The organism is Brevibacterium sp. UCMA 11752 (assembly GCF_021532235.1).
GTDB classification, from domain to species: Bacteria; Actinomycetota; Actinomycetes; order Actinomycetales; family Brevibacteriaceae; genus Brevibacterium; species Brevibacterium antiquum.
Genome location: NZ_JACBOS010000003.1, coordinates 3409850 through 3432922 on the forward strand (window position 1 = coordinate 3409850; position 23073 = coordinate 3432922).

The 23073-nt window shown below is 61.7% G+C and carries 21 protein-coding genes; 10 read left to right on the plus strand and 11 right to left on the minus strand.

The annotated features are described in order from the left end of the window. Nucleotides 1-7: 7 nt before the first annotated feature. The 3 genes from HU144_RS15275 to HU144_RS15285 all read right to left on the minus strand — a co-directional run bounded on the left by HU144_RS15275 (nt 8) and on the right by HU144_RS15285 (nt 4424). Entirely contained in the window at nt 8-2359 is a 2352-nt protein-coding gene (locus HU144_RS15275) for an HNH endonuclease signature motif containing protein (protein WP_235352039.1), read from the minus strand. Between the two features lie 230 nt (nt 2360-2589). Next, nucleotides 2590-3960 carry a purine-cytosine permease family protein gene (locus HU144_RS15280; RefSeq protein ID WP_235352040.1) on the minus strand — a complete coding sequence of 457 codons (1371 nt, stop codon included), beginning with the start codon at nt 3958-3960 and terminating at the stop codon, nt 2590-2592. Then, on the minus strand, nt 3957-4424 hold the full coding sequence (locus HU144_RS15285; protein WP_235352041.1) for a YybH family protein: 468 nt from the start codon (nt 4422-4424) through the stop codon (nt 3957-3959). The genes HU144_RS15280 and HU144_RS15285 overlap by 4 nt, the downstream gene beginning before the upstream one ends. Nucleotides 4425-4792: 368 nt before the next feature. On the opposite strand from HU144_RS15285, the gene HU144_RS15290 reads away from it, so the two are divergent. From HU144_RS15290 to HU144_RS15300, 3 genes are all read left to right on the plus strand, one after another. Next, nucleotides 4793-6046, plus strand: coding sequence for an SLC13 family permease (locus tag HU144_RS15290; protein ID WP_235352042.1), 1254 nt, complete (start codon nt 4793-4795; stop codon nt 6044-6046). A 112-nt stretch (nt 6047-6158) separates the two neighbouring features. Beyond that, a complete protein-coding gene (locus HU144_RS15295; RefSeq protein ID WP_235352043.1) occupies nt 6159-7286 on the plus strand; it encodes a helix-turn-helix domain-containing protein in 1128 nt (375 codons plus the stop codon). A 159-nt stretch (nt 7287-7445) separates the two neighbouring features. Continuing rightward, complete coding sequence (locus HU144_RS15300; RefSeq protein ID WP_235352044.1) at nt 7446-8741, plus strand: ArgE/DapE family deacylase; 1296 nt, start codon at nt 7446-7448, stop codon at nt 8739-8741. Nucleotides 8742-8822: 81 nt separating this feature from the next. On the opposite strand, the gene HU144_RS15305 is transcribed toward HU144_RS15300, so the two are convergent. The 3 genes from HU144_RS15305 to HU144_RS15315 form a co-directional block, all read right to left on the minus strand. Continuing rightward, on the minus strand, nt 8823-10328 hold the full coding sequence (locus HU144_RS15305; RefSeq protein WP_235352045.1) for an acetyl-CoA hydrolase/transferase family protein: 1506 nt from the start codon (nt 10326-10328) through the stop codon (nt 8823-8825). A gap of 115 nt (nt 10329-10443) precedes the next feature. Further along, a complete protein-coding gene (locus HU144_RS15310; RefSeq protein WP_235352046.1) occupies nt 10444-11754 on the minus strand; it encodes an amidohydrolase in 1311 nt (436 codons plus the stop codon). A gap of 43 nt (nt 11755-11797) precedes the next feature. Beyond that, on the minus strand, nt 11798-13153 hold the full coding sequence (locus HU144_RS15315) for an MFS transporter (protein ID WP_235352047.1): 1356 nt from the start codon (nt 13151-13153) through the stop codon (nt 11798-11800). Between the two features lie 226 nt (nt 13154-13379). Here HU144_RS15315 and HU144_RS15320 point away from each other — a divergent pair, with 226 nt between their 5' ends. Beyond that, nucleotides 13380-14318 (plus strand): LysR family transcriptional regulator, encoded by a 939-nt coding sequence (locus HU144_RS15320; protein ID WP_268825933.1) that lies wholly within the window; start codon nt 13380-13382, stop codon nt 14316-14318. Nucleotides 14319-14366: 48 nt separating this feature from the next. On the opposite strand, the gene HU144_RS15325 is transcribed toward HU144_RS15320, so the two are convergent. After that, a complete protein-coding gene (locus HU144_RS15325; protein WP_235352049.1) occupies nt 14367-14834 on the minus strand; it encodes a hypothetical protein in 468 nt (155 codons plus the stop codon). A 205-nt stretch (nt 14835-15039) separates the two neighbouring features. On the opposite strand from HU144_RS15325, the gene HU144_RS15330 reads away from it, so the two are divergent. Together HU144_RS15330 and HU144_RS15335 are read left to right on the plus strand one after the other, a co-directional pair. Beyond that, nucleotides 15040-15738, plus strand: coding sequence for an RNA polymerase sigma factor (locus HU144_RS15330; RefSeq protein ID WP_235352050.1), 699 nt, complete (start codon nt 15040-15042; stop codon nt 15736-15738). Next, the gene (locus HU144_RS15335) at nt 15735-15956 is read left to right on the plus strand and encodes a hypothetical protein (protein ID WP_235352051.1); all 222 of its coding nucleotides are present in this window, start codon (nt 15735-15737) and stop codon (nt 15954-15956) included. The genes HU144_RS15330 and HU144_RS15335 overlap by 4 nt, the downstream gene beginning before the upstream one ends. A gap of 70 nt (nt 15957-16026) precedes the next feature. On the opposite strand, the gene HU144_RS15340 is transcribed toward HU144_RS15335, so the two are convergent. Beyond that, on the minus strand, nt 16027-17169 hold the full coding sequence (locus HU144_RS15340) for a phospholipase D-like domain-containing protein (protein WP_235352052.1): 1143 nt from the start codon (nt 17167-17169) through the stop codon (nt 16027-16029). A gap of 236 nt (nt 17170-17405) precedes the next feature. Here HU144_RS15340 and HU144_RS15345 point away from each other — a divergent pair, with 236 nt between their 5' ends. Continuing rightward, nucleotides 17406-17933 carry a Dps family protein gene (locus HU144_RS15345; protein WP_143921168.1) on the plus strand — a complete coding sequence of 176 codons (528 nt, stop codon included), beginning with the start codon at nt 17406-17408 and terminating at the stop codon, nt 17931-17933. Nucleotides 17934-18078: 145 nt separating this feature from the next. Here HU144_RS15345 and HU144_RS15350 read toward each other — a convergent pair whose 3' ends face one another. Next, entirely contained in the window at nt 18079-18540 is a 462-nt protein-coding gene (locus tag HU144_RS15350) for a nuclear transport factor 2 family protein (protein WP_235352053.1), read from the minus strand. A 199-nt stretch (nt 18541-18739) separates the two neighbouring features. Between HU144_RS15350 and HU144_RS15355 the strand changes: the two genes are divergently transcribed. Next, nucleotides 18740-19636 carry an Ltp family lipoprotein gene (locus HU144_RS15355; RefSeq protein ID WP_235352054.1) on the plus strand — a complete coding sequence of 299 codons (897 nt, stop codon included), beginning with the start codon at nt 18740-18742 and terminating at the stop codon, nt 19634-19636. A gap of 91 nt (nt 19637-19727) precedes the next feature. Here the strand turns inward: HU144_RS15355 and HU144_RS15360 are convergent, their stop codons facing one another. Further along, nucleotides 19728-19871 (minus strand): GPGG-motif small membrane protein, encoded by a 144-nt coding sequence (locus tag HU144_RS15360; protein ID WP_198395240.1) that lies wholly within the window; start codon nt 19869-19871, stop codon nt 19728-19730. 80 nt (nt 19872-19951) lie between these two features. Continuing rightward, the gene (locus tag HU144_RS15365; RefSeq protein WP_235352055.1) at nt 19952-21208 is read right to left on the minus strand and encodes a hypothetical protein; all 1257 of its coding nucleotides are present in this window, start codon (nt 21206-21208) and stop codon (nt 19952-19954) included. Nucleotides 21209-21395: 187 nt separating this feature from the next. On the opposite strand from HU144_RS15365, the gene HU144_RS15370 reads away from it, so the two are divergent. Both HU144_RS15370 and HU144_RS15375 read left to right on the plus strand, forming a co-directional pair. Next, nucleotides 21396-22127, plus strand: coding sequence for a DUF998 domain-containing protein (locus tag HU144_RS15370; protein WP_235352056.1), 732 nt, complete (start codon nt 21396-21398; stop codon nt 22125-22127). Between the two features lie 44 nt (nt 22128-22171). Next, entirely contained in the window at nt 22172-23071 is a 900-nt protein-coding gene (locus tag HU144_RS15375; protein ID WP_235352057.1) for a macrolide 2'-phosphotransferase, read from the plus strand. The last annotated feature ends 2 nt before the right edge of the window (nt 23072-23073 follow it).

The window sequence follows — 23073 nt, forward strand, 5'->3', positions numbered from 1 at the left end:
AGTCTGCTCAGAATGGCGGCGGATCTTTCGCGAGATCATGTTCCCATTGCACGCGTGCCTCTTGCCAGGCCCTTTTGATCCGGACATACTCGATCTTCGACGTACGGTAGTCGCCTGACTTCTTCGGTCGGTGGTACGGCTGATTCCTGCGGCGACCTCGCGGCAGCCGTTTCATAGTCACCGGGTTCGGTCCCGGTGGCAGGCGGCGTTGGAATACCGCGTTCTGCCAGTCCGACATCCGATCGACCATCAATTGTCGACGCTTGGCTTTCGCCAGGTCATAGCTCTCCTGCAGTTGTCGCTGATGGTCGGCGATTGCTTGCTCGCGTTTCCTCGCTTCGTCGCGTTCTCGAATCGTCGTCTCACCGGGCATGAGTTCAAGGACGTACGGCGGTGGAGGAACCTTGTCTTTGGGAAATCGCCACTTTCTGGGACTGATACCAGTCAGTGCGTAGAACTCGATGGCTTGAGCTGCGTCGACGGGCTGGTCGGGAGCCGCGACCGTGGTTGTCACACCATGGGAGAACTCGTATTCGACCAGTCCAGATTCCGGCATCCGCACCGAGTAGTTTCGGGCAGTCTTCACCGCGTGGTGCTTTTTACAGAGACAATGCAGATTGCTGAAGCGAGTGAGCCCACCCTGGTCAGGATGGTCATGGTCGAATGGAATGACGTGGTCGATCTCCGACTTCTCCGCCCTTCGACTGCACCCCGGTACTGTGCAGATCGCCCATTTTGCGATGAGTGTTCTCCGAACATCGTTCGGAATTCTGTAGGTGGTGGCCTTCGCGTCGATGGGTGTGCCTGTCGCCGGATCCGTCAGTATTCTCGTCAGCGCCTTCGAACGGGCACCGATGCGTCGCGCTGTCTCTGCTGGCACCGGCGAACCGTCAGCGAGTGTGCCCGGAAGCTCTGATTCGCCGGTCAACGTCAGGTACGGGACCGTGACCACGACGGCGGCTTGGTTCGCCATCCACCACTGGTCGGTGGGCATGCCAACCGTTACTTCATACTCTGCGATATCTTCTTGCGGTGGCGGAGCGGGGGAAAAGGCTGTGCCCTTCGGAGACGGCCCTGCGGCATCTTTCGCACAATCGGTCAGCCCACTGACTCCCTGGTCATCGAAATCAAACAGAGGGTTTCCCTTGTCATCAAGAAGCGAGGATTCTGTGGTGCCTTGGATTCCCGTCACTGGGTCGATGCGTTTGACCCTGATGCTCAGCTTCGGCTGGGGCCGAGTCGCAATGTCAAACATGAGATTGCTGATGGTGCGCTCGTCGATAACCTCAACTCCGGGCGCCAGGTTGAACGTGTTGGCCTGTCCCGCATGAATCGCTCGCGCCATGGCTTGGATGCGCTGAAAGCTGGCATGGACCTCAGCAGCCGGCCCTGTCAGAGTCATGCATGCCGTTCCATCCTTGAATGTGTCGACATCGACTCTCCGTCGACGGGCGGCTGTTTCTGCCCGGTCTTCTGCAGGTTCGAGGAGCTGGATCTTCTTGCGCAGTGCGGTTCGGAAGTACTCGCTCGTCACATCTGCTCTTCTGACAGAGAGATGTTCGTCCAGTCGGGGCAGGAATCGCATGGCAACCGTTTGGCATAGGTCGGCAGCGGCATCAACATGAGCCTGCGTGAACTCGCCGTCTCGTACTCGGTCGGCGAATCGTGGAAGACCGTGTATCACCGTCATCGCCGCAGTCAGGCGGCGGTAGGTGCGCGGCGTCGAGGTTCCGAAGATTGCCGAAATCTCCACGAGGTCCTCGGTGAACACATTGTCGTGGATCCACCGCGAGAAATCGGTGTCGGGCTCGAAACCAGGGAAGTCCGGAGGTTCAGGAGCTTCCGGCTCGGGTTCAACCGTGGGCGTTCGAACGCTCTGCGCAAATTCGGCATCGTAGGCCATCATCGTCGTCGGGGTGTCGACAACGAGTACGAGCTCGGCGCAGGGCTCGTCGAGGTCGAATTCTTCCGGCGGTCCCGAGTTCCAAGCCAAATCGCTGACGGTCATACGTAGGTTGGCTTCTCTGACTCGTTCCTCTTCTGAGGGTTTTGGGCATCGATCGACCGAGCCGGCAATCGTGGCGAACGTGTACGGGTCGTCCTCTTCAGGAACGTCGGCTCCGTCGTGCTGGATGACCTGCTCGAGGATGACTCCCGCACTGAGTTCGAATACATTCAGCTGCGCCCGGTCGTATTCAGCAGATGCACTGCCGAGATTGGTGACACTCGATTCGTAGCGAACGCTGTAACGTGGCGACGCACTTTCATCTGCACTCGCGCTGGCGCCCTTGCCAGCAGAGTCGGGCTTCTTGCTTCGTTCGCTACGTTGCCCGTCATGCGTTTCGGATGTGCTTTTCATCGTGTATCACCTGCCTCGTACATCTATGTCGGGAAGAGTGAGTCGAGCACTGAAGAAGTTAACTGATAGTCATATTCTATACTATTCGAATGTTAATTGTATATAGCAAACCCGTGATTATTTCTGATTCTCCTTCGAAGCATTGGAACCGTCCGAATCGTTTTGTTGGTCAATACTCTCAGACGGCACTGACACGAGAACTCTGGTGCGGCATTGTCAGCCCAACCCACTCACTCACTGGACGTGGACAGATGGCTGCCGGCAACCTCGGCGAACTGCTGTCGTGAACGCCAGGAGAGGCCCAGATACAGAACGAACGAGGCGACGAACGACGGGATCGTCGCGCCCATCGGGCTCGGGAATGCGTAGGTGAGCAGGTAGGAGACAAGGGCGCCGACTATCCACACGGCGACTGCGGCCCAATTGACGCCGCGCGTGTACGAGTAGATGCCTCCGGCGTCACTCACGATGTCCTTCGTATAGGTCCGACGCTTGATGATGTAGTAATCGACGATGAGGATCGCGAACACGGGAACGAAGAAGGCCCCGATCATTGTGAGGAAGTCGGTGTACTGATCGAGCAGGGCCAACCAAGTCGATCCGAGAATCGAGACGATTCCGAGCACCAATGCCACCGGCAGGAACTTCAGCTTCATCCGCCTCTGCGCGCCGACGACCGAGTTGACCATCCCATAGACAACCATCGTGTTCGTCGCCATCACGGACAGGAAGATGACGATCGCCAACGCCCATCCGAATTCCGCGGCCAGCGCGGTCGGGTCGAAGGGAGCCGCGTCTGCGCCGTCGAGGAGGAGGTAGCTGAAGGCGGTGAGACCGAGGACCATAGCAAGCACCGTGGAGGCGATATAGCCGAGGCCCGAGCCGATGATCCCTGACTTCTGACTCTTGGCCAGGCGGTTGAGGTCACCGGAGAGCACAGTCCACGAGATCGCAGTCGAGATGACGATGTCGAGCGCGAGCACCGGGGTGAATTCCAGACTGGGATCGGCCTGAATCGCAGTGTATTCGCTCGGTGAGTGCCCGTTGAAGGCGATGACGAAGACATATGCCATGACCAACAGAATGAGGAGCGCGAACCAAGGTTCGGCCTTCTCAATGCCCTCATGCCCGAGGATGGCAAGCCCGACGACCAAGGCCTGGCACAGAACGGAGAAGAGGATCGGGTTGGAGAATCCGGTCGTCTGCGCGACAACGAAGTTGACGCTGATGCCCGCGAGCATGGCTTGGACCCAGCTCCAGCCCATGAGGATGACGACGTTGGCTGCGACAGGCAGATAACTGCCTTTGGGGCCGAATGCTCCCCGGGTGATCGCCATGGTGGCCAGGCCGGTGCGGGTGCCGATGTTCCCGATCAGAGTGAGCACGATTGTGCCGATGATCGTGCCTGCGATGATGACCACGACGGCGGTGACGTAGTCGATGCCCGGGACGAAGAGTGTGCCGGTGAGCATGGTTGTCACGACGAGGTTGGCGGCCAACCAGATCATGAACATTCGTCTTGTGCCCAAGCGCCCGCGGATGACTCCGGAATCGTCGCTTCCGGATTCCAATCGCGATTCGAGGCTGCGGTACCAGTTCACTGGGCGACCACCTCGGCGACGTTGGGCTCTGCATCAGCGGACGCATCCGCAGGTACAGTGTCGGGGACAGTCGACAGGTGTTCGTGGATCGCCAGGAGATTTCCGTCGCCGAGGTGGCGGAAGATGATGCTCTCACGTTCCCGATAAGATTCCGCGCCCTCCCTCGTCGTCACCGTCGTATCGACGGTGTGAGAGAAGATCGCTCCGCCCGGGAAAGTCTGCACGAGCCTGGCTGAGGAGACGCAGTCGGCGACTGACCATCCCTCGGCTATCCATGAGTCCCACGTCTCCTCGTACTCCGCACGTGAGTCCAAGCGGTTGCTCTCAGGGTGGAAGATGAATGTGGCGTCGGGGGCAAAGGTTGCGAAGTAGGCCTTCGCATCGGTCGTCGCAAAGGCGGCGACGATGGCGTCGGCGGCGCGAAGCACCTCGGCGTGGCTGGGTTCATTCACATCGTTGGGCATGACGATCGTCAACTTTCTTTGTCGCAGGTTCTCTCGGGCGGTCGCAGGTTCTCGTAGCCGGTCGCAGGTTCTCGTAGCCGGTCGCAGGCAGAGCTGATGGGCCGAGTGAAACTCTAGTGATTTGGTGACTCAGCACACTGTACGCAGTGGAGTGATTGGCGAGTTGATTGTCCACTGCGGACTGCACCACCGGCCATCCGCAGCGGCGCACTCCACGCCCGCGCCGCTGCCTGCATTGCGAGATAGCGCTGTCGGCAATTGAGATTTCGCTTAGGTTGAACAGCGTGTGACATGCGGCTCCATCCGCAGACCCCGCCGAAACGTGGGTCGATGATCGTCATAGTGAAGATGAAGGAGACACTGCTTCCATGAGTGCGGAACTGATCTGCGTGATCGTCCTCGGCCTGATGTTCGTCATCGGCACATGGCGTGACATCAACATGGGCCTGCTGGGCTTCGTCGCAGCGGCAGGAGTCGGCGGACTCGTCCTCCACCAGGCCCCAGAGGAGTTCCTCGCCGGCTTCCCCGTCGACCTGTTCCTCACCCTTGTGGGACTGACCTTTCTGTTCGGCTTCGCCCAGAACAACGGCGTCATCGAAGTCATCGTCAATTGGTGCGTCAAGCTCGTCGGCGGTCGGACAGCGCTCATGCCGTGGATCTTCTTCGCCCTCACCGCGATCCTCATCTCCTTGGGTGCGCTCTTCGCCGTGGCCATCATCGCGCCGCTGGCATTGTCGTTCGCACGTAGACATCGGATCAACCAGTTCATGGTCGGCCTCCTCGTCGTCCACGGTGCACTGGCCGGGGCCTTCTCCCCCATCAGCGTCTACGGCATCTTCATCAACGACTACCTGGCCAAGAACGGCCTGACTCCGACACCGTTGTCGTTGTTCTTGGCGCCGCTGATCTTCAACGTGGTCTTCGCTCTCGTCGTCTACTTCGTCCTTCATCGACGACCTGGATTGCGCGCCGAGGCGGACGATGCCCTGTCCGCCGAAGCTGAGACAAGCACCACCAGATTGACTCGGAGCCAGGTGCCGACCCTGATCGGACTCATCGCGATGGCGCTGTCCGTGCTGATATTCAGCTGGGACGTCGGGATCGTGACGATCACAATCGCCATCGTTCTCACCTTCATCCACCCGGCAGCGGGTAAGGCCGCGATGACCAAGGTGTCATGGTCGGTCGTCATTCTCATCACCGGAGTCCTCACCTACATCGCCGTGCTCCAGGCCGCGGGTACCGTCGAATGGGTCTCGGCCGGGATCTCGGCCATCGGCATCCCGCTGCTGGCTGCCCTGCTGCTCTTCTACATGTCGGGCCTCATCTCTGCACTGGCGTCATCGTTGGCGATCATCGGCGTCGTCATCGCCCTGGCCGTGCCGTTTCTCGAATCAGGCGACGTGCATGTGGGCGGCTTCGTCGCCGCGCTGGCGATCGCGGCAACCATCGTCGACATCAGTCCGTTCTCGACCAATGGTGCGATGCTGCTGGCCAATGTGCACTCAACGATCCGCGATCGCTACTACAAGCAGATGATCGGCTATGCCGGCCTCATGTGCCTCATAGGCCCCGGACTGGCCTGGGTAGTCGCAGCGGTGCCGACGATTCTCACGAGGTAAGTGCTGACCTGTCGAGGTTGCTGACCATGTGAAAGCCCTGGCCCGGCGTCCGTTCGTCTCGCCCAGGTCCCTCAACTCACCAGGCTTGAGTCCCTCGGTGCAACAATGCAGTATGAACGATCCGCTTTGGCACAAACTCCTTGAGCGAGTGCGACAGGACACCCCACAGCTTCTCAACGACTTCATCGCCGAACTTGCTCAGCATGAGGGCTACGCCCACGGCCGCGTTCCTGCCTCCGATCTCACCGGAACCGCTGAGCAGGTCTTCGACCTCTTCCTCCGGCGGCTGTCTACCGCTGAACAGATGGCCGGCGAATCGTCCCTTCCAGATGCTTTGGGACGACGACGTGCCAGACAGGGCCTGCGAGTCGATCAGTTCACTGAGGCTGTGCGCATCAACTTTCGGGTGCTGTGGCGAGCACTTCATCGGGCTGCGCAGCCAGATCTCACCGGCGTGCTCATGGACAACGGAGAACGCGTCCTCGACGTTGTGGAACGTTATGCGACAGAAGTGCAGCGGTCCTTTCTCAACGAGACGGGGGAAATGGCGCGTTCGCGCAGAACCGCCCGCGAACGCGCCCTGACAAAACTGTTCTCCGGTCACGCCGACGATGACGACATCAGTGCCATCGCCACGGTTCTCGGCATGAGAGACGACGGTGAATTCGAACTCATCGCACTTCCCACCAATGTCATCACCGATGGTCTGGAGCAGAGCTTCTCGACCCTCGAAGCACATTCCTACGAAGACGAACAGATGACCTATCTGTTCCGTCATCGGCGCACGCTGATCAGCCTGGTCGACGAACTGCCCGAGCTCGCAGGCGGATACATCTCGAAGGTCGACGGATTGGGGCAGGTGTCACGGGCAGCGGCACTGGCCAAACACCTCGGCGAGCTTCATCCGGGTCGCTCTGCAGTCACGGTGAAGGAAGGATTCGCCGCCATCGCCCGCACCGCGGTGGAGCCCCTCATCAGCGGCTTCGAGCATGAACTGCTCGGTGACTTTGTCAGCTCGGTGGGCGAAGAGCCTGAAGAGAGAATGAAGCGTCTGGTCACAACCATCGCCGCCTACCTGAAGAACGGTTCGGTTCAGGAGGCGGCGGACTCGCTCTATGTCCACAGGAACACCGTGTTCAAACGTCTGCAGTCCTTCCACGACGTCACCGGTTTGGACGTGACCATTCCCCGTGATGCGGCGATCGCGCTGATCCTGACGCAGGACACGCAACGGTACTGACCGACGATTGCCGGCCCAGAGGTTCATATGCACACCGCGGTGCTCAAAGGCGAGACATTCATCCAATGACCCGTGATCTGCGGTCCCCTAGTCTCGAATCAGCACCGCATACCTCGACGACACCCCACACCTCAACGAGCTGCACTCGAAGGAGAGCCAATGATCACCAACGACGCAAAACAACGGATCCTTGCGGCGGTCGATGCCCGATTCGACCAACAGTTGGCGGCGACCGCCGAGCTGGTGAATTCGCCGTCCAGACGTGAGTATGAGGAGCCCGCACAGGATCTCATCGAGTCCCGTCTGCAGAACCTCGGCCTCGACATCGACCGATGGATCATCGACTCCCCCGAGTTGGAGGCCCACCCCGGCTTCGGTCCCTCCACCGTCGACTACACGGGGATGACCAATATCGTCGGCACGTACCAGCCTGCCCAGGACAGCGGGAAGTCCCTGATCCTCAACGGCCACATCGATGTCGTGCCGCAGGGTCCGGAGGACAGATGGTCGCGCTCACCTTGGGACGCCGAGGTGGTCGACGGGTGGATGTACGGCCGCGGTGCCGGTGACATGAAGGCAGGGCTGATCGCCAATCTGTTCGCATTCGGCGCCATTCGTCAGGCCGGTTTCGACCTCACCGGCCGTGTGCACCTACAGTCCGTCGTCGAGGAGGAATGCACCGGAAACGGTTCCTTGGCGGCACTGCTGCGCGGATACACCGCAGACGCGGTCATCATCTCAGAGCCCGAGGAAGATGCCCTGGTCAGAGCCAATGTGGGAGTTCTGTGGTTCACGGTCCGAGTCAGCGGCAACCCCACACATCCACGCGAGATGGCTAATGGCTTCAACGCCATCGATGCCGCGTTCGACGTGATGCAGGCTCTGCGCGGTCTCGAACAGACATGGAATGACAGGAAGGGTGAGCACCCGTATTTCGAGGACCTCGATCACCCGATCAACTTCAACTTCGGTGAGATCCGCGGCGGCGACTGGCCTTCGAGCGTGCCGGCCTGGTGCGAACTCCAGGTCCGCGTCGCCACCTACCCCGGAACCAACGCCGATGAGGCCTGGGCCGAAGTCGAGAAATGCGTGAGGGATGCCGGCGCCGGACGGTCAGCGGACGGCGGCTCCTCAGCTCGCCCGACCTTTGAAACGGTACTGACTCCGAACGGCTTCTACGCCGACGGCTACGTCCTCGAGCCCGGCAGTGATGCCGAAGAGCTCCTCGAACGCACCCACCGTGAGACCTTCGACGCCGAGCTCACGAGCTTCACCACTCCCGGCTATCTCGACGGTCGAGTCTTCGTCAACTACGGACAGATGCCGACTCTGGTCTATGGTCCGGTCTCGGAGAACATCCACGGATTCGACGAGCGTGTGAGCATCGAATCCGTGCGCAAGTGCACGAAATCCATGGCGCTCTTCATCGCCGAGTGGTGCGGCATCGACGAATAGGTGACGCGGGATCGACGAATGGTCCGGCTCCTTGCTTCAGGAAACCGCACTGGTTGACTCAGCAAACCGCACTGGCGGGCTTCACATGCTCCCGTTGGCCTGGAAGTTCCCGTGCCAGGACAGCGCCTCACCCAGCAGGTGCGGAGTGTGGCGTCCGTTCGGGTTCTCTGCGATCGCCCGATCCAGATAATCGCCGAGGCGGTCCCGATAGCTCGGGTGCGCGCAGTTGGCGATGATTGTCCGTGCTCGTGCCACCGGGGAGAGTCCACGCAGATCGGCCAGTCCCTGCTCAGTGACGAGAATCTGGGTGTCGTGTTCCGTGTGGTCGATGTGGCTGGCGAAGGGCACTACCGAGGAGATCATTCCGTCTTTTGCCAAGGAGTTCGACACGAAGAAGTTGAGGTAGGCATTGCGAGCGAAGTCGCCGGACCCGCCGATGCCGTTGATGATGGACGAACCCATCACGTGGGTGGAGTTCACGTTGCCGTAGATGTCGGCTTCGACCATCCCGTTGATCGCAATGACGCCGAGGCGGCGGATGGCTTCCGGATGGTTCGACATCTCCTGTGTGCGCAGGAGGATGCGCCCCTTGTAGGACTCGATGTTCTCGTTGAAGTCGGCGGCACGCTCGGCCGACAGTGAGAAGGCCGTAGCCGAGACGGAGGCGAGCTTGCCGTTGTCGATGAGGTCGAGCATCCCGTCTTGGATGACCTCGGTGTAGGCGCTCAGTCCTTCGAATTCGCTGTCAGCCAGGTTGCCCATGACGGCGTTGGCCACATTGCCGACGCCCGACTGCAGCGGCAGCAGTTCAGGAGGCAGCCTGTCGGCCCGGATCTCGTGGCGCAGGAAGTCCACGAGGTGGGAGGCAATGGCCTTCGAATCCTCGTCAGCGGGCTTGAACGGCAGGTTTCGGTCGGGTGCGTTCGTCTCAATGACGGCGACGACCTTGGAGGGATCGACGCGCAGGTAGGGGTCGCCGATGCGCTGCATGGGCTCGAGAAGCTGGATGGGCAGGCGCTCGGGTGGGCGGCGGGTGCCGTAGTAGACGTCGTGGAAACCTTCGTAGGCGCGCGGGTGCCAGGAGTTGACCTCGAGGATGACCTTGTCGGCCAGGTCGAGCCATGTCTTCGAGTTGCCGACCGAGCTGCCGGGTACCAGCAGGCCGTTGGGCAGGATCGCAGCGACTTCGACAATGGCGACGTCGAGGTCTCCGTAGAAGCCGAACCACGCCTGCTGGGCCGAGTGGCTGAGGTGTGTGTCGACGTATTCCGTATCGCCGGCGTTGATCGACTTCCTCATTGCCGGGTCGGACTGGAAGGGCAGTCGTTTGCTCACGGCTCCCGCCTCGGCGAGGACTCCGTCAAGTTCGGGTGCGGTCGAGGCGCCGGTCCACAGCTCGATGCCGAAGTCACGACCGGCATCGTGCTCAGTGCGAGCCTGCGCTGCAATGGCACCGGGCACCGACTTCGGATATCCCGAACCGGTGAATCCACTCATGGCGACGCGGTCGCCGTGACCGATGAGAACAGCCGCTGCCTCTGCAGTGACGACCTTCGAACTCAGGTCAGGGCACGTAATTCTCGACATTCACATGAGTTTATCGGACGCTGTTTCCGTGATTGACTCCGCCTGCTTCGGGACGAAGACCCGCTTACGCGCCGAGGCGCCGAGCAGAGACACCGCTGCCATCACCGTCAGTCGACTAGCGCGCCAGCCTTGTCAGGAACTCCCCCGCCCCGAGCGCGATCGCCGTCTCAGCCTCCACACCGAGGGCCAGCATGTCCTCGTCGACGTCGAAGCGCTCGGTGTGGTGGCCGGCCGTGGTGTCCATGCCGATCTGAACATAGGTGGCCAGACCGCCGCGTTCCTTGACCCGCTTCATCATCGCGGTGGCGTCCTCGGAGCCGCCGACTCCGCTGGAGTCCCTGATCTCAGCGACCCCGTCGACATCTGCGAAGCAGGTCCGGATGTAGGGAAGCAGCTCGGGGCTCGGATCCTCCCGATCGGCCTTGCCCACCACCGTCAGCTCGTGGTCGACGTCGTACATGCGCGCGGCACCGGCGATGACGTCCTGTGCACGGGCGAACATGAATGCGTCGATGTCGCTGTCCTGGCCGCGAGTCTCGACTCTGAGCATCGCCGCCCGCGGGACGACATTGCGGCCCTCACCAGCGTGGAAGGTGCCGACGTTGATCCGGCTCGCACCTGCGGAGTGCCGTGGGATCGCGTGCAGGTTGAGGCTCGCCGAGGCAGCGGCCAGCAGCGCGTTCTTCCCGTTCTCCGGGTCTCCCCCGGCATGTGATCCGATGCCGGTGAATGTGACGTCGAACTTCGTACTCGCCAGATATCCGTCGGAACCGGTGACGATATTGCCCTTGGCGTCGTCTGACTTCAGGTGGGTGGCGACGAACAGGTCGACGTTGTCGAACCAGCCGGCGGCCACGATCGAATGAGCCCCACGAACACCCTCCTCGGCGGGTTGGAAGATGATCTTCACCGTCCCGTTCAGCTCATGTTGCACCTGCACCTGCGCCAGGGCCGTGGCCAGTCCGAGGCCGATGGCGGCGTGTCCGTCGTGTCCGCAGCCGTGCATGGCACCCACATTGACCGAGGCGAATCCCTCGGCAAACGGGCGATGACTCTCGTCGGCCAGCTCGACCAGGTCGTTCGAATCGATGTCGAAGCGGAAGCAGACGACCGGCCCAGGTCGTCCTGTCTCCAACACGCCAAGCACACCGGTGAACCCGTCCCCCATCGCCTCGACGAGATCAGGGTCGGCCCCCTGATCCACCGCACGGTCACGTTCGCTCGCCAGCACCTCGGCGCTGGGCACGCCCAATCTGGCCCCGGCGTCGTGAAGCTCGGGACCGTACACCGTGTCCCACCCGAGGTCACGAAGGACCGTGATGATCGCCGAGGTGGTCCGGAACTCCGTCCATCCCGGCTCGGCGAATCTGTGGAAATCCCGTCGCCAGGCGCTCAGCTGGGTTCTCAGTTCCGGTGTCAGTGTCATCGTGGAATCCTCGGATCGGTGGTGAATCGTCTCTGTCCGAATGCTATTCCCTCTCCGCTGCGAACGGGGTCAACGGTTCCCCACTGGGATGAGTCCTGGGCTGAGTCGTCGGCGCGGCCCTCTGCGGTGGAGTCCACGCGGTATGACCAGCGCTTCTGCGCGCCTCCGAGTCCGTGTTCGCCTCGGCGCGGGACCGGCGCACCGTCGTCAGCGCGAGGCTGGGAATCGGGATGAAGACGATGACGGCCAGAAGCAGAACCAAGGTGAAGATCATGATGGCGTCAATGAGTGAAGTGCCGATGGCGATCGTGCCGACGATGATCGCCGGCAGTCCCGCACCGGCGTAGAACGCGAGATAGAGAGCAGCGGTGATGCCGGCACGCTGACGAGACGGGGTGAGCACGTCGATCTCCCGATTCGCACCCCAATAGCTGAGGCCGTGTCCGGCTCCTGTGGCGAGGGCAGCGATGGCCATGAGTACGAGCGCTGTCGACGCGCTCAGGCTCGGCAGGTTGGAACTGAGCAGCAGTGCGGCGCCGATCCCCATCAGTGTCAGGCCGATGGTCTGTGCGGCCCGCGGCTGGAGCTTCGGTGCAAGAAGCTGAACGGCAGCGGAGACGACGAGCACCGAACCCACGATGAGCCCTGAGGCCAGAGTGCTCGACTGGGGAATCGCAGACTCGGTCATCGAGGGCAGCAGTGCGAGGAAGAGTCCGAGCGCCGCCCAACCGAGCAGCCCGGTGACCGCGGCGATGTTGAAGCTCGAGCGCATCGGGCCCGGCACCGACGGCCAGGTCGGTCTCCAGCGCTGACGTGTGATGGGTTTGTGGATGCGCAGAACCAGCACCAGCGCAGCGGTGCAGAGGAGGAGTCCGAGCATGGCGAAGAACGGAACCGTGAGACTCTCAGTCGCCTCTGTCAGTCCTCCGGCGAGGATCGGACCGGCCCCGGTTCCGAGGACGAAGGACATCGTTGCCACCGTCGACCCGAGCCATGATCGACGCGCCGGTGAGGCCTCGACCATGAGGGCGATGCCGGCACCAGTTCCCAGTCCTAACCCGATGCCGGTGAGGACGCGTCCGGCGAAAAGTCCACTCACTCCGACCGTGTCGAAGGCGAACATTGCGGTACCCACGCTGACCAGTCCGATCGCGGCCGACAGCACCGGTTTGCGACCGAAGGCATCTGCAGCCGATCCGAACAGCAGCAACGAGGGCAGACAACTGATGACATAACTTGCGTAGAGTGCCGTCATCGTCGAGTCGGCCATCGAGTAGGTCTGCTGGTAGAGCGGATACAGGGGGCTGGCGAGGTTGGCTGCGGCCGACAGCGTGAAGAGCACGGCGGCACCGATCCACAACTGGCGCCTCGATCCTCTGATGCGTGCGTATTCGGGCAAGCAGAAACCTCCTTCGGAACTCGGCACCTTCCGGGCAGCAGCGATCGATGCAGCCCTCGAGGTTTGGTGGAATGTGAATATCGTCATCGTCCGGAAGCGCACGGACCATCGACAGCTGACATGCAGGTGCCGACGGAGTGCCCGCGGCGCTCTGATTCCATGATGCGACCCATGGAGTAGTGTTGTCTATCGTAAGAACATAAAGGCTACCGTTCGATGGAGCCGCATGATCGACAATCGGCTCACAATGCTGAGTATGATCGCCAGACACGGCACGGTCACTGCCGCGGCCGAGGCTCTGCACTATTCGCCCTCGACCGTCTCCCATCAGGTCAAAGCGCTGGCAACGGAACTGGGTGTCGCGCTGCTCGAGCAGCGAGGTCGCAATATTCGACTGACCCCTGCCGCGCACTCACTGCTCGGTCACTTCGATGTCATGACCGCCGAGTGGGAGCGGGCCCTGTCTGATCTCGACGACTATGCCAACACCGTCACCGGATCGATCACGCTCTGCGCGTTCTCCACTGCTGCGAGCATTCTGCTGCCGAAGACCATGCGCGCCCTCAACGCTCGATTTCCGAACCTGGCTACGCAGACGATCGAAGCCGAACCCAGTGAATGCTACGACCTCCTGCTGGCCGGGGACGTCGATCTGGGCATCGTCGCCGTGACCACGGACACACCGGCCGGGGCCGATGATCGCTTCACCCAGCAGTTCCTCATCGACGACCCACTCGATCTGATGGTCCCCCTCGACCATCACCTGGCCGATCGCGCCTCGGTGACGATCGCCGACGCCCGGGAGGAGACATGGATCCTGGGACGACCAGGTACGACCTACCACCAACTTGTCGTGGCCAACTGCGCCAGTGCCGGATTCACCCCACAAATCGGGCACTACGCCAACGATTGGAACACCGGCACCGCTCTCGTCCACGATGGGTTCGGCGTCTGCGTCGCATCTCGTCTCTCACGTTCCCAGGACCTGCATCCGGTCCGTCGCATTCCCCTCACCGGCGAACACGCACCTACCCGCCACATCGCCGCCGTCACGCGCGCCGGCGCTCAGGACCGGTCGACGATCCGCTTCGCTCTCGATCTCCTCACGCAGGAAACCCAGAACGTCATGGCCCAGCTCGGTAAGGGGCTCGGCGAGACGCCGTAGACCGACGTCACCGATGTGCCCCTGCCGCCGGTCAGGGCGCCTGTGTCTTCACCGGCCCGTCGCTGGCGTCTTCGCCGGCCTGTCGAAGGCAAGCGCGGCCAGTGCCAAGGCGCCGACCAGCAGCCCGAAGTCACGCAGGGCTATATCGAAGTGCTGGCCCATCGAGACGAGGTCGAGGATGATTCCGGCCAGCCAGACCACGACCAGCAGCGACCCGAACTTCGGAGCAACCGCGACGACGATTCCGGCGATGATCTCGATGATGCCGACGGCGAACATGGCCTGGTGTGCCGTCCCGGGCAGGATCCCGTCGATCCAAGGTGCCAGGTAGCTGTCCCAGTTGGTGAGCAGCCCGAAGAACTTGTCGAGTCCGAACAGGATCGGTGCAACAGTGAAGACGGTGCGCAGCAGGAAGAAGGCCCGGTCGGAACCCAGGTGGGACCTGAAATCAACTGCTTCGGTTCCTGTACCGGCGCCTGCTCCGGCACCAGCAGGGGTGGCGAGTTTGTGTGACATGAGAGTGACCTTTCACGAATGAGCGGAGAATGCCTGATGGCGTCCTGTACTCAGTAGGTGTCCTCGACCTCTGCCGGTCTTACCTGGGCGAAGGATATTATTTCTCGGAAATTTTTTCCCGATCGCGGTAAGGTCCGGTCCCCCGCCCGACACTGAGAAACTATGACCCTTCTGAGCTTCGCCTGGCGGTGGCACAATGACGATCGTGAGTGATGTACCCATCTCCACCCCTGACTGTGTGCACGATGACAACTGGCACCTGCACCTTGGCGAGTCCGAAACAGCTGGGTCTGCGGGCCCCGGCGCCTCGGCAACTGCCCAGCGACCTGCGAGCCCCGAAGCCCTCGAAGCGCAGCGCAGACTGCACGAGCTGCTGCTCAGGGCGACTCGCGCACAGGTGTGGCGGCTGCGACATCAGCTGCCGGGGGCGGGCACGACCGACCTTGAAGATCTGGCTCAGCAGGCTGCCGATGATGCCCATCTGGCAGTGCTGCGCAGGCTTCAGGAGTTCGAGGGACGCAGCAGATTCAGCACCTGGGTGTACAAATTCGGCATCTTGCAGGCGGGAGTCGCCGTGCGTCGGCAGGCGTGGCGCCACCGTGAGGTCACGCTCTCGGAGACTCTGCCGCAAGTCGATCCCGGTTATGGCCCGGCCAGCCTCGCCGAGGGCAGCGACCTGGCCCGCGCCGTGCGCTCTGCCCTGGTCTCGGCGCTGACTGCCCGGCAACGACAGATCATGATCGCTCTGCTCATCGACGATGTTCCCATCGATGTCCTGGCCCAGAGGCTGGGCACGACTCGCAATGCGCTGTACAAGAATGTCCACGGTGCCCGGAAACGACTGCGCGAGGCGCTTATCGCCTCCGGTCATCTCGAGGCACTCGCCGGTAGGAGGACGCCATGACCGATCCGCACCAGCCGCTGACCCCGGACTCGATCACCAAACTGCTCGTCGACACGGACCCGTACCTGTCATGTGATGAGTGTTTCGCTCGCATCGACGAATACGTCGAACACACGCTTGCCGATTCGAGCTACCGCGATGTGCCCATGGACGTGCACTTGGCAGGGTGCGCCGTATGCGCCGAGGAAGCAGAGACGCTGACCGAGCTCCTGTCCTGAACTCTGCCGCTTCCGCTCTGTCCTGAATCCTGCCGCGGCTTTCCTCAGGACCCGGGCTTTACTCAGACACTCATAGGAAGGGTCGCATTGGCCGCAGCGCGGCTTCGACGACGTGGGCCACCGGGTGACGGTCCAACCAGTCGCGGCCCAGGACGCTGCTGTGCTCGGCGTCGCTGAGGAAGGTCTTCTCCACCTCGGCGGCAAAGTCGGGATCGATGACTTCGACATTGGTCTCATAGTTGAATGACAGTGAGAGGCGGTCGATGTTCGCGGTGCCGATCGTCGACCATTTCCCGTCGACCGTGGCGATCTTCGAGTGGATCATGGCCGCCTCGTAGAGCAGAACTGTGACCTCGGAGCGCAGCATCTCTTCGAAGAATCCTCGTGAGAGATAGTCGCCGAGGACGTGGTTGGATTCCTGGGGCACCATGACCCGCACATCGACTCCGCGGGCGGCCGCGTCAATCAGTGCCTTGAGGAGCTGCTGATCGGGGATGAAGTAGGGTGTCGTCAGCCAGATCCGGTCCTGCGCGCGTTCGAAGGCGTTGATGTACATCGCGCGGATCGGGTAGACGAGCTGTATCGGCAGGTTGGCTGAGACCCGAAGCTTCGACTCCCATGCGGTCGGTTTGACCCATTCGATCTGCTCATCGGAGTCATGGAATTCGTTCCACACCTGCGCGATGGACTGGCGCAGCCCCCAGGTGCCGGGTCCGGCCGCTTTGAGGTGGGTGTCCCTCCAGTGACGAGAGTAGAGCGAACCGATGTTGAAGCCGCCGACGAAGGCGACGTCATTGTCGATGACGAGGATCTTGGAGTGGTTGAACCCGGTTTGACGCACCGGCCCCTTCCAGAGCTTCCTGGCCGCCGGCAGCCGCAGAACCTTGATCGACTCGTCGAGCTGGTCGTAGAAGGAGCGGGGAATGGTCAAGTTGGCGAAGCCGTCGTAGATCAGGTGGATGTCGACGCCGCGCTCGGCTGCTGCGTTGAAGGCGTCGATGAACTTCTGGCCCACCTCGTCGTTCTTCCAGATGAAGGTCTCCATCTGAATCGTCTCCGTCGCGGACCCGATCTCGTCGAGCATGTCATCGTAGAGCGTCGATCCGTCGGTATAGATGCTCAGGTCGGAGTCCTCGACGCGGGCGTGGAAGGTCCCCGGCCGTGGCGCCTTGCGCTGTTTCCGGCCGCGCTTCTGCACGAGGTCGATGGCCATCGATGCACCAATGGTGAGGGGAACGGCGCAGGCGAGCCCGGCAACAGCCCAGGGTGCGATGGTGCGGAGACATTGTATTCTCTGACGAAGATTTCGTGGAGTAGATTCCATATCGATTCAGTGTATCCGCTCCCAATTCTGGGCAACGTTAACCTCATACCCAAGAATGAGGGCTATCGTCGGCACCAGGTGCCCGGATACGGCACGTCGTTGCACTGTTCTAGGAGGAACGAATCATGGCTCAATCAGTCAAGGTACCCCAGCCAGCCGGAACGAAGACCACAAAGGCCGAGAACGCGGAGCACGGCTTCACTGCCTCCCCCGCTCTGGCCAAGAATATGCAGTCCGTCCTCGTCGACTTCATCGCCCTGCAGCTGGTCGCCAAGCAGGCTCATTGGAATATCGTGGGCCCCAACTTCCGCGACCTCCACCTCAACCTCGATGAGGTTGTGGACATCGCCCGCACGGGTTCGGACAGCATTGCCGAGCGGATGAGAGCCCTCCATGCCACCGCCGACGGTCGCCCCAGCGTTGTTGCCGAGCAGTCGTCGCTGCCGGAATTCCCGGCCGGAGAGATCACGACTCATGACGCCATCGACCTCAGCGTGCGCGCCGTCGAAGCCACGGTCGCGACCATGCGCAAGGTCCACGACGAAGTCGATGAGGCCGACCCGACCACGGCCGACATCTTCCACGAGTTCATCTCACAGCTGGAGCAGCAGGCGTGGTTCCTCAGCGCGGAGACTCGCTCCCCGTCGAACTGACATGACTGTCCCTCACCTGTGAGGGTCCGCGAACAGACAGCCACCGGTGATCACGTTGCAGACGTGATCACCGGTGGTCTTTCTGTGACCTCAGCACTGCGCACGGTCCGCACGGATCCAGCACCGTCGCCGAGGTGGCACTCCGTCAGCGGAGGTCGATGTCCTGACCGTGCTCCTCGGGTGGACGGGGACCGAATATCCGCCGATCCACCTCGGCGATGGTGACATCATTGATGCTCGCCTCGCGGCGGGACATGAGACCATCACCGGTGAATTCCCACAGTTCGTTGCCGTAGCTGCGCCACCACTGTCCAGTCGTGTCATGCCATTCGTACTGAAAGCGCACGGCAATCCGGTCATCGCTGAACGACCACAGACTCTTGCGCAGGGCGTAGTCGAGTTCGCGTTCCCACTTTTCGGTCAGGAAGTCGACGATCTCCGCGCGGCCTGAGAGGAACTGATCGCGATTGCGCCACACCGAATCCGGTGTGTACGCCAGCGAGACCTTCTGCGGGTCGCGGGTATTCCACGCATCTTCGGCGCCCTGCACCTTCTGTGCGGCGGTGTCGGCGGTGAAAGGCGGGAAGGGCGGACGAGCTTCTGACATGACGGTTCCTCTCTGAGCCAATGACGTCGGGAGTCACCAGCTACTGTAGCCCCGCACAGGCGTTGACAGAACAGCTGCGTGACCCTTTCATCCGGTGAGCAGAATCACTTCAAATTTATAGTTTATCGTTCAACCACAGGGTAGACTATTTCTGTACTTGTTTCGTATCGAAAAACTGGAAGTGATAATGACACAGCAGATGCCCCCAACCACCTTCGTAGGCGCGTGGGTTCCGCCACAGCAGCAGGCCGGACAGAAATCTTTCATTGCAACATGGCTTTTCTCTCTGCTGTTAGGCGGACTTGGAGTCGATCGTTTCTATCTGGGAAAGATCGGCACAGGAATTCTCAAGCTGATCACATTGGGTGGTTTCGGCATCTGGGTCCTGGTCGACCTCATTCTCACTCTCACCGGCGCACAGAAGGACAAGCGGGGCCTGCCGCTCAACGGATACCAGAAGCATAAGAAGGTCGCCTGGATCGTCACCGGCGGCCTCGTTACCCTGGGGATCCTCATCGGCGCACTGTCGCCGAAGTCGACGGCCTCAACGCAGATCGCTGACCCGGCTCCCAGCGCCGAGGCCGAACCTGCAGCCATCGAGGAGCCTAGTGAAGAGGCCCTTGCCGACGAAGCTCCGGAGGAGAAAGCCGCGGCAGAGGAAGCCCCTGTCGCCGAGGAACCTGCCGAAGAGCCCGCCGCGGCCCCAGCAGAGGACACCGCAGTTGAGGAGCCAGTTGAAGAAGAACCGGTCGTTGAAGAGGAACCAGCCGTTGAAGAAGAGGCAAGCGTTCCAGCTGAGTACACCTCGGCTCTGACCTCGGCCGAGACCTATTCTGACATGATGCACATGAGCAAACAGGGAATCTTCGATCAGCTGACCAGCGAATACGGCGGTCAGTTCACCGATGATGCTGCCCAGTACGCCGTCGACAATATCGACGCCGATTGGAACAGCAATGCGCTCGAGTCAGCCAAGACCTACCAGAATGAAATGGCGATGTCTCCGGCCGCCATCCACGACCAGCTGACCAGTGAATATGGCGGTCAGTTCACCACCTCGCAAGCCGACTACGCGATCGAGCACCTCAACGGCTGATCCTGACAGTCCGTCAGGCGCATTTGCTGACAACGTACTGCGGCGCCCCAACCCTGAAGTGGTTGGGGCGCCGCAGTGGTGCCTCAGCAGGTCAAGTGAAGATGCTCACTCCACCCGGACCGACGAGGCAACCGACCACGATGAGGATGACTCCCCAGAGGATCTGTTTGCGGAAGATCGCGAAGATGCCCGAAATGACGAGCAGTGCTGCGATGATCCAGAGAATGGTAGCCATAGTCTTGTCCCTTCCCTAACTGTTGAACACTTGGTGTTGCACCCACAGGCGTATGAACCTAGTGGGAGTCTGAGACTCTCTCAGTGCCGCGGGGTGTCCGGGTCCTCGAAGGTCCTCTGCTCGGTGGGCCGAGGATCGTAGCTGCGGTCGTTGAGACGAGGATCGTTCTCAGCGGCACGCGGATCACCCTCGGGCGCCCGAGGAGCACGACCATCCGCAGCTGGACGGTTGCCACCCATACGGTAATCGTCCTCGACCGGCTGGTTGGTGTCCGCGACGGGACGGCCATCGTCGACAGGTCGATCGCCGAGGCGCTCACCTGGTGCACGACCTGCACCGTTGTCTGCGAAGCGCGGATCCTGGCCGTCAGGCGCCTGACGCTGGTCAGCGACCCGGGGGTCGTGGGCAACCGGAGGCTGCTGTGCCTGCTGCTGGCCCTGCGGAGCCTGACCATGGTCAGCGACCCGGGGGTCGTGGGCAACCGGAGGCTGCTGTCCCTGTGGTGGCTGCCCCTGATCGGCGAAGCGAGGATCGTTGGCGACCGATGGCTGCTGACCCTGCGGAGCCTGACGCTGGTCAGCGACGCGGGGGTCGTTGGCCACTGGCGGCTGCTGGCCTGCAGGTGCCTGGCCCTGGTCAGCGACACGAGGATCGCCTGCAACCGGCGGCTGCTGAGCCTGTGGTGCCTGAGGCTGGTCGGCGACACGAGGATCATGACTCGCGTGATGCTCATCGGCAACGGGACGACCGTCACCAACAGGGCGACCGTCATCGACGGGACGCTGTTCAGCAGCACGAGGATCGTGGCCCGCATGACGCTCGTCCGCAACCGGACGACCATCGGCGACCAGGCGGTCGTCATGGTGACGGTCGTGACCGTCACTGTCATGACCGGCCACTGCACCGGCACCCGCACCAGCGGCTGCACCGGGAGCGGCGTTCTTGTTGCCATGCGTGTCGACGTCGGGATCGAGCTCATCGGCACGCTTGAGCTGGCGTTCCTGCTCGAGACGCTTCTCCTGGGCAAGACGATCGCGTTCAGCGGCGTCAGCGTCCAGCTTCTCGGCTTCAGCCTGCTTGCGCTTAGCCTCTGCGGCCTGAACCTCAGCGTCGGCATCGGCCTTCTTGGCCTCAGCCTTGCGGTGATCGGCGTCCGCTTCCCGAGCATGGACTTCATGCTCGGACTCAGCTGTTTCCTGACGGATCCTGGCGGCCTCCTTGCGCTGGTGTTCGCGCTTCTTAGCTGCGGCCTTACGGCTGACCGCGATGATGATGCCGACGACAATCAAAATAACGACGATCGCAACGACTATCCAGATAATGGTAGTTGTACTCATGCGCTCTCTCCTTGCTGCCTATTCGGTTCTCATTGATCATGTGGATCCGATCAAAAGGATGATTTCATATTTGCACGGCAATTCACCCCTGACAAGCGCTTGAACAGTAACGACTTGGGCGTGTCGAGTGCCACAGAGCCCAAATGGACCCTTTTATTGCACCTTTGGGCCATCTAGTGTTAGCAGAATGCGAGACATCCGATCTGATGCGGCTGCGACACCCGACTCGGGGGCCATGGCAGCGATCTGCTGGATTCTCGCCGGCCTCGTCTATCTCCTCGCCGAGGCTCTTGCCGCATCTGCATTCCCTGACTATTCATATGCGATGAATTACATCAGCGATCTCGGCGTGCCCGATGTCGAAATGTTAGGTGATCGGGCCATTGATTCGCCGCTGCACATGGTCATGAACATCGCCTTCATCGTCCACGGCGTCTTGTTCGCGACTGCGACCATATATATGGTGCGCGGATCGCGACTTCCCCTGCGTTTGCCGATCAGCGCCTTCGCCATTGCCCATGCCCTCGGTATGGTCCTCATTGCCGTGGTCAACGGAGGAGCGCACAACAACAGCCTCGGACTGGGAGGGATCCACCTCCTCGGCGCGTTCCTCGCCTTCATCGGTGGGCACCTGACAGCGATCTGCTTCGGGACTGCCCTCTTAAGGCGCCGCAATCACCTCGTGCGCGGCGGAAGCCTGCTCGGTGCCTTCAGCGTTGTGATCGGCCTCGTCGGCATCCTCGGCATCGTCATGCTCCAGGTCGACGTCCGAGTCATTCCCGGAACCATCCTGGCCGACGGCACCTGGGAACGCATCGGCATGTACGCGATCGTAGTGTGGGAGATGATCGTCGGCATCGTCATCCTGCGTGACCAGAAAATTCACCGTGCGCAGCCGAAGGTCCCCGCCCTAGACTGACCGCAGATCCCAACGGAACGAGTCCGTTCTCGAAAGGCGACCAGATGCCAACCGACAGTTCACAGACGACGACCATCCGAGAGCTCGCAAGTACGCATGGTCTCGAGATAGATCCCGAGACCATCAACGTCAATGAGCTGGGCCTCGACTTCCAAGTCGCCATCGCCGAGGCGGTCGACGGCCAGTCCTGGGTGCTGAGGATCCCTCGTCGCCCCGACGTCACCGACCGAGCCGCCGTCGAGGGCCGTTTCCTCCGTGCCATCGCTCCCCACCTGAGTGTCGCGGTTCCCGATTGGCAGATCCACACCGAAGACCTCATCGCCTATCCGCTGCTGCCAGGTGCTCCCGGACTCACGATCGATGACCAGGGCCAACCGCAGTGGCATTTCGACCTCGAGTCGGCCGAATACCTCCAGTCCCTCGCAGATTTCCTCGCCGAGCTCCATTCCGTCGATCCCGCGCTCGTGCGTCCCTCGGGCATTGATGAGTTCTCTCCCGCCGAGGTGAGACAGCGTAAACGCGATGACATCGCTCGCGTTGTGGCCGAGTTCGATGTGGCCCAGAGTCTGCGTGAGCGGTGGTCTGCGTGGCTCGACGATGACGCCTATTGGCCCACCTTCACCACGGTCACCCACGGAGAGGTGTATCCGGCACACCAGCTCATGGACGGGGCGAGAAACCTCAGCATCCTCGACTGGACCACTGCTGCCATCGGCGACCCGGCCAGGGACTTCATGTTCCACCATGCCAGCGTCTCGGCGCAGGCATTCGATGCGACGATCCAGCGTTACGTGGACAAGGGCGGTCAAGTGTGGCCGAAATTCGCCGAACACTGCGGCGAACTGTTCTCCACCTCGCCGGTCGAGCTCGGGCTCTACGCACTGCAGACGGGCGATGCTGACCATATAGAGGCAGCGAAAACACAGCTGAATCCCACAGAATGAAG

Coding starts and splice junctions, on each gene's coding strand:
- HU144_RS15275 (WP_235352039.1), bottom strand. CDS start 2,359: ATGAAAAGCACATCCGAAACGCATGACGGGCAACGTAGCGAACGAAGC.
- HU144_RS15285 (WP_235352041.1), bottom strand. CDS start 4,424: ATGCCCAACGATGTGAATGAACCCAGCCACGCCGAGGTGCTTCGCGCC.
- HU144_RS15290 (WP_235352042.1), top strand. CDS start 4,793: ATGAGTGCGGAACTGATCTGCGTGATCGTCCTCGGCCTGATGTTCGTC.
- HU144_RS15295 (WP_235352043.1), top strand. CDS start 6,159: ATGAACGATCCGCTTTGGCACAAACTCCTTGAGCGAGTGCGACAGGAC.
- HU144_RS15300 (WP_235352044.1), top strand. CDS start 7,446: ATGATCACCAACGACGCAAAACAACGGATCCTTGCGGCGGTCGATGCC.
- HU144_RS15305 (WP_235352045.1), bottom strand. CDS start 10,328: ATGTCGAGAATTACGTGCCCTGACCTGAGTTCGAAGGTCGTCACTGCA.
- HU144_RS15310 (WP_235352046.1), bottom strand. CDS start 11,754: ATGACACTGACACCGGAACTGAGAACCCAGCTGAGCGCCTGGCGACGG.
- HU144_RS15320 (WP_268825933.1), top strand. CDS start 13,380: ATGATCGACAATCGGCTCACAATGCTGAGTATGATCGCCAGACACGGC.
- HU144_RS15325 (WP_235352049.1), bottom strand. CDS start 14,834: ATGTCACACAAACTCGCCACCCCTGCTGGTGCCGGAGCAGGCGCCGGT.
- HU144_RS15335 (WP_235352051.1), top strand. CDS start 15,735: ATGACCGATCCGCACCAGCCGCTGACCCCGGACTCGATCACCAAACTG.
- HU144_RS15340 (WP_235352052.1), bottom strand. CDS start 17,169: ATGGCCATCGACCTCGTGCAGAAGCGCGGCCGGAAACAGCGCAAGGCG.
- HU144_RS15345 (WP_143921168.1), top strand. CDS start 17,406: ATGGCTCAATCAGTCAAGGTACCCCAGCCAGCCGGAACGAAGACCACA.
- HU144_RS15350 (WP_235352053.1), bottom strand. CDS start 18,540: ATGTCAGAAGCTCGTCCGCCCTTCCCGCCTTTCACCGCCGACACCGCC.
- HU144_RS15355 (WP_235352054.1), top strand. CDS start 18,740: ATGCCCCCAACCACCTTCGTAGGCGCGTGGGTTCCGCCACAGCAGCAG.
- HU144_RS15360 (WP_198395240.1), bottom strand. CDS start 19,871: ATGGCTACCATTCTCTGGATCATCGCAGCACTGCTCGTCATTTCGGGC.
- HU144_RS15365 (WP_235352055.1), bottom strand. CDS start 21,208: ATGAGTACAACTACCATTATCTGGATAGTCGTTGCGATCGTCGTTATT.
- HU144_RS15370 (WP_235352056.1), top strand. CDS start 21,396: ATGCGAGACATCCGATCTGATGCGGCTGCGACACCCGACTCGGGGGCC.
- HU144_RS15375 (WP_235352057.1), top strand. CDS start 22,172: ATGCCAACCGACAGTTCACAGACGACGACCATCCGAGAGCTCGCAAGT.